Annotated in this window: 4 protein-coding genes; 3 read left to right on the forward strand and 1 reads right to left on the reverse strand. The window is 62.3% G+C overall.

All coding sequences use genetic code 11. The features are described 5' to 3' along the window. Positions 1–39: 39 nt before the first annotated feature. The gene (locus F8N49_RS08095; protein ID WP_151551112.1) at positions 40–1,017 is read left to right on the forward strand and encodes a FecR family protein; all 978 of its coding nucleotides are present in this window, start codon (positions 40–42) and stop codon (positions 1,015–1,017) included. Between the two features lie 98 nt (positions 1,018–1,115). Then, complete coding sequence (locus F8N49_RS08100) at positions 1,116–3,542, forward strand: TonB-dependent receptor (RefSeq protein WP_073471394.1); 2,427 nt, start codon at positions 1,116–1,118, stop codon at positions 3,540–3,542. Positions 3,543–3,604: 62 nt separating this feature from the next. Here the strand turns inward: F8N49_RS08100 and F8N49_RS08105 are convergent, their stop codons facing one another. After that, on the reverse strand, positions 3,605–4,756 hold the full coding sequence (locus F8N49_RS08105; RefSeq protein WP_151551113.1) for an MFS transporter: 1,152 nt from the start codon (positions 4,754–4,756) through the stop codon (positions 3,605–3,607). 242 nt (positions 4,757–4,998) lie between these two features. Between F8N49_RS08105 and F8N49_RS08110 the strand changes: the two genes are divergently transcribed. Next, positions 4,999–5,979, forward strand: coding sequence for a diaminopimelate epimerase (locus F8N49_RS08110; protein ID WP_151551114.1), 981 nt, complete (start codon positions 4,999–5,001; stop codon positions 5,977–5,979). Positions 5,980–6,045: the final 66 nt, after the last annotated feature.

The following is a 6,045-nucleotide window of genomic DNA, read 5'->3' on the forward strand; positions in this document are numbered from 1 at the left end:
CGTTCGCACCTTTTCATTCTCAGCCGGACAGGACATTCCATGATGGAAACGGGTGATTGCGCCTGTGGGCAAACGGCGGTGCGGGAAGAGGCGGCGGCCTGGTTCGTGCGATTGCAGGAGTCGAATGTCAGCGTCGAGCAACGGCAGCGCTTCGAGGCTTGGCTGAACGAGCATCCGCAACACCGCGAAGAATTCCAGTTGCTGCAGGGTTTGTGGGCGGCGGCTGATCTGCTGCCGACGTCGCGTCTTCAGGCGCTTGCGCAAACTCCCCGCCGCGAACGTCGGCCGTTGCTGCGTTATGCCGTGGCCGCGAGTGTTCTAGCCGTTGCGCTGGGGCTTGGCCTGTTCAGCGGGCTGAATCATCCGGGCGGTTACCGCGCCGAATTCGCCACGGCGCCGGGCGAGCGCAAGCATGTGGCGTTGCCGGACGGTTCGCTGATCGATCTGAACAGTCGCAGCCGCTTGCAGGTGCGTTATGAGAAGGATCGACGGCTGATCGAATTGAGCGCGGGCGAGGCGATGTTCAGTGTTGAACACGACGCCTCGCGTCCGTTTATTGTCGAAGCCGGCAGCGGCAAGGTCACAGTCACCGGTACGCGTTTCGATGTGCGCCGCGATGCCACGCAGACCCGCGTGGCGGTGGAGCAGGGCACGGTGAAGGTGCAGGGAAGTGCTGCCCCGGACAACCAATTCATCAACCTCACCGCAGGCCTCGGCACGGCGGTCGATGCCCAGGGCAAGGTCCTGCCGGCCTACGCGGTCAACCCGGCGGAACTGACCGCCTGGCGCAACGGCAAACTGGTGTTCAACAACGCCAGCCTCAGCGAAGTAGCGGCGGAAGTATCGCGCTATCGCGACAAACCGCTGACCGTATCCCAGCCGAATGTGGCCAGCCTGCGCCTGACCAGCGTGTTCAAATCCGATGACACCGACGCCTTGCTCAAAGCCTTGCCGAGCATCCTGCCGGTGACGGTGCGCACCCTTGCCGATGGCAGTCAGGAAATAATTTCCAGATAGCATTCAGGTTTTTTTTCAGTTCATCGTCTTCCTGTTCAACTGCAACTGGTTTGCATTAACAGCCGCACACTCTTGCGATCCACAGGACTGCGTACGACGTGAACATCACCACAACCCACAATAAAAAATCCCCTTGGTTGCCATTGGCTCTCGCGCTGGCGGTCAGTGCCGCGATGCCATTGGCGTTTGCCGATGAAGCCATTCATATTCGCGCGCAACCGCTGGGCCAGGCCTTGAGCGAGCTGGGCCAGCAAACCTCGCTGCAGGTGTTTTTCAGCCCCGAACTGGTGGCCGGCAAACAGGCGCCAGCGGTCGACGGCGACCTTTCGCCAGAGCAGGCTTTGCGGCAGCTGTTGCAGGGCAGCGGTCTCGATTATCAGATCAATGAAGGCTCGGTCACGCTCGCCCCAACAGCCACCTCCGCAGCCAGCAACGGCCCGCTGGAGCTCGGCGTGACCGACATCAAAGTGGTCGGCGACTGGCTCGGTGACGCGGACGCTGCGGTGGTGCAGAACCACCCCGGCGCACGCACGGTGATTCGCCGCGAAGCGATGGTCGAGCAGGGCGCGATGAACGTCAGCGACGTGCTCAAACGCGTGCCCGGCGTGCAGGTGCAGGACTCCAACGGCACCGGCGGCAGTGATATTTCCCTCAACGTCGGTGTACGCGGTCTGACTTCGCGCCTGTCGCCACGCTCGACCGTGCTGATCGACGGCGTACCTGCCGCGTTTGCTCCGTACGGCCAGCCGCAACTGTCGATGGCGCCGATTTCCTCGGGCAACCTCGACAGCATCGACGTCGTGCGTGGCGCCGGTTCAGTACGTTACGGACCACAGAACGTCGGCGGCGTGATCAACTTCGTGACCCGCGCGATCCCGGAGAAAACCACCGGCGAAATCGGCACAACGCTGGAGACCACTCAGTACGGCGGCTGGAAACACATCGACACCGCATTTCTTGGCGGCACCGCCGACAACGGCATGGGCGTCGCGCTGCTGTATTCCGGCGTCAACGGTCACGGCTATCGCGAGCGCAACAACGGCAACGACATCGACGACGTGCTGCTCAAGACGCACTGGGCGCCGACCGATCAGGACGATTTCAGTCTCAATTTCCACTATTACGACGCCAGCGCCGACATGCCCGGCGGTCTGACCCAGCGTCAGTACGACGACAAACCGTACGAATCGGTGCGTGACTACGACCAGTTCACAGGCCGGCGCAAGGACGTGTCGTTCAAGTGGATCCGCCAGATCGACGAGCGCACTCAGGCGGAAATCCTCACCTACTACACCGACAGCTTTCGCGGCAGTACCATCGCTGCGCGCGATCAGCGCACCCTCAGCTCTTACCCGCGTTCCTACTACACCCTCGGCATCGAGCCGCGCGTGTCGCGGGTGTTCGATGTCGGCCCGACCACCCAGGAAGTCAGCGTCGGTTATCGCTATCTGAAAGAGGCCATGCACGAAGAGTCGAGTCGTCTGGCGCTGGTCAACAACCAGCCAGTAGTCACGCCGACCTCCGACGGCCATGTATTCCAGGATCGCACCGGTGGCACCGAGGCCAATTCGGTGTATGTCGACAACAAGATCGACGTTGGTAACTGGACCATCACCCCGGGCATTCGCTTCGAACACATCAGCACCGATTGGCATGATCGCGCCGTGCTCGACACCGCTGGCCGGCCGGTCCCGGAAAAAAACCGCAGCATCGAAAGCAATGAGCCGCTGCCGGCGCTGAGCGTGATGTATCACCTGTCCGATGCCTGGAAGCTGTTCGCCAATTACGAAACCTCGTTCGGCAGCCTGCAATATTTCCAGCTCGGCCAGGGCGGTTCGGGTGACAGCACCGCCAACGGTCTGGAGCCGGAAAAGGCCAAGACCTACGAGATCGGCACGCGTTACAACGATGATGTCTGGGGCGGCGAGGTGACGCTGTTCTACATCGACTTCGATGACGAACTGCAATACATCAGCAACGACGTCGGCTGGACCAACCTCGGTGCGACCAAGCACCAGGGCATCGAAGCCTCGGCGCACTACGACATGGCCGCCCTCGATCCGCGCCTCGATGGTTTGACCGCCAACGCCGGTTTCACCTACACCCGCGCCACCTATGAAGGCGAGATCCCCGGCTTCAAGGGCCGCGATCTGCCGTTCTATTCGCGGCAGGTGGCCACGGTCGGATTGCGTTACGAGATCAACCGCTGGACGTACAACATCGATGGCTTCGCCCAATCGAAACAGCGTTCGCCGGGCACCGGTGTGAATGCGGATGGCAGCTTCAACGGCAACTACATCACCGAAGGCACAGCGGATGGGCAGTACGGCGACATCCCGGGTTACGTGACCTGGAACGTGCGCGGCGGCTACGACTTTGGTCCGCAGGTGTCGAACCTCAAGCTCGGTGCCGGGGTGAAGAACGTCTTCGACAAGCAATACTTCACCCGCTCCAGCGACAACAACTCGGGGATGTATGTCGGCGCACCGCGCACGTTCTTCGTACAGGCCAGCGTCGGTTTCTAAGGCTTGATCGTTCCCACGCAGAGCGTGGGGAACGATCTGGCTACGTCCTGCTCGCGAAGCTTTCAGACCTTGAGGACTTTGCCGCCGATCGCCACAGCCACCAGCAATACCGCCATCAATCCGAAGGCAAAACTCAGGCTGCTGGCATGGGCGACAAAACCGATCACCGCCGGCCCGGCGAGAATCCCGGCATAACCGAGGGTGGTAATCGCCGGCACCGCGATGCTTTCCGGCATCACCGTCTGCTTGCCCACCGCCGTGTACAGCACCGGCACGATGTTCGAGCAACCGGCGCCGACCAGCGCATAACCGAGCAGTGCCGCTTGCCAGCTCGGCGCGAAGGTGGCGAGAAACAGTCCCGCCGCCGCCAACAGCCCGCCGAACAGAATGATCCGCGTGGCCCCCAGCTTGCGCACGATGCGGTCACCGAGCAGACGGCCGACGGTCATGGTCAGGGCAAACGCTGCGTAACCCAGGCCTGCGTATGCCGTGTCGATCCCGCGTTCCTGAGCGAGGAACACTGCGCTCCAGTCCAGCGCCGCGCCTTCGGTGAGGAACACGATGAAGCACATGCCGCCGATAAACAGCACGATGCCATGGGGAATGGCGAACGCCGGGCCGGAGCTTTCGCTGCCGTAGGGCAACATGTGCGGCACGCATTTGAGCAAGGCGCCGATCAGCAAAACCACTACCACCAGCATCGCCGCCAGCGGTGTCAGGCCGAGGCCGAGCAGGGCGCTGACGCCCGCCGCACCGACAATGCCGCCGAGGCTAAACAGGCCGTGGAACCCCGACATCATGTGCTTGCCGCTGGCGCGCTCGACGATCACTGCTTGCAGGTTCACCGTCGAATCCACCGTGCCGAGGCCTGCACCGAACATGAACAGCGTGGCGATCAGCGCCGGGATCGAGGTCACCGTCGCCAGCAACGGCAGCGCCGCGCAGATCAGCAAGGTGCCGCCGGTGGCCACACGTCGGCAACCAAAACGCGTGGCGAGAATCCCCGCCAGCGGCATCGCCAGAATCGAGCCGACACCCAGGCACAGCAGCAGTAATCCCAGCGTGCCCTCATCCAGCCCGGCCCGCGCCTTGGCGTACGGCACCAGCGGCGCCCACGCGGCGATGCCGAGGCCGGCAATGAAAAAGGCAACGCGCGTGGACATCTGTTGCAGACGTCCGGGGACGAAGGTGTCTTGGGGGTTGAGGCTGGTCATATCGATCCTTGGCAAAAAACAACTGCATCCCGAGTGACATTCTGACGGCGTTGAGGTTCGATCTCAGGCCTTTCGGGGCATAACGGTGAACATCCTACCCTGTGGGAGCGAGCCTGCTCGCGAAAGCGGTGGGTCAAAATGGAATTGTCGACTGACGCACCGCCTTCGCGAGCAGGCTCGCTCCCACACTGGTTTGCGGTTTACAGTCGGATTTTCGTCAGCATGGAATACGGGAACAAGGCATGACGAAGTTCTACGACGCACGCGGCAATATCTACGGAGTGGTCTCGCCCCAAGCCTTGCGCGAAGCCGGAATCGCTTTGCCAGCGAGGGCCGCAGAGTGCGCCGTATCCAGGCAGCAATGGAGCGAGGCAGCCATCGCTTTGTGCTGTCACTGGCCCGAAGGCCAACGCCCGGCCAACAGCAAACCCCACCGCAGCGACGGCCTGCTGATCGGCCCGTTCCAGGCAGCTGCGCCGTTCGATGTACTCATCGTCAACACAGACGGCAGCCTCGCTGAGCGCAGCGGTAACGGCCTGACGATTTTTTCTCAGGCATTGACCGAGCAAGGCTTGATAGCGGAGCAGGGCGTCGTGTTTCGCGTTCATCATGACAAGGGCGAAGCGCTGGAAACCTCGGTAAAACCGGCCGAAATCGAAGGCGTGCGCGGTTTCTGGCTTGACCTCGGCCAGCCCACATTTGGCCCGGAGGCTGTGGGTGCGCAGACGGTTGAAAACGTTAAGTTCAACAATCGCGACGTCAGCCATGTCCAGCCCTTGGCGGAACTCGATCCTGACTGGAGCCACAGCCAATTCGTCCGTATCGGCAATCCGCACTGTGTAACGCTGCTCGGCGATGCGTCCGCTTTGCCGAGCAACAAACAGATGGGTGAATCACCGCTGAACGAGAGGCTGGCGGCAATTGCCTATGCCATGCCCAACGGTGCCGGTAATCCCTGCCCGGCGGGCGTCAATCTGCAATGGGCCGTGCTGGTGTCGCCGCAGCAAATCCTCGCCCGGGTATTCGAACGTGGTGAAGGACCAACCGCGTCATCCGGCACCAGCGCCAGTGCGGTCGCGTGTGCCGCGTGGCGGGTGGGTTGGGTCGAGGCGGGAGAAGTGCAGGTGGTCATGCCGGGTGGCACCGCACCGGTTTTGCTTGAGGTCTCGGGAAGGGAGTTGCTGCGCGTCAGATTGTTTGGCACGGCGCGGTTGATGGATTGACTCGGTTGACGCCATCGCTGGCAAGCCAGGCTCCCACAGGTTTGGCATGAGGGCCCAATCATGTGC

Source organism: Pseudomonas sp. GXM4, assembly GCF_008923895.1.
GTDB classification, from domain to species: Bacteria; Pseudomonadota; Gammaproteobacteria; order Pseudomonadales; family Pseudomonadaceae; genus Aquipseudomonas; species Aquipseudomonas atacamensis.

Coding starts and splice junctions, on each gene's coding strand:
- F8N49_RS08095 (WP_151551112.1), top strand. CDS start 40: ATGATGGAAACGGGTGATTGCGCCTGTGGGCAAACGGCGGTGCGGGAA.
- F8N49_RS08105 (WP_151551113.1), bottom strand. CDS start 4,756: ATGACCAGCCTCAACCCCCAAGACACCTTCGTCCCCGGACGTCTGCAA.
- F8N49_RS08110 (WP_151551114.1), top strand. CDS start 4,999: ATGACGAAGTTCTACGACGCACGCGGCAATATCTACGGAGTGGTCTCG.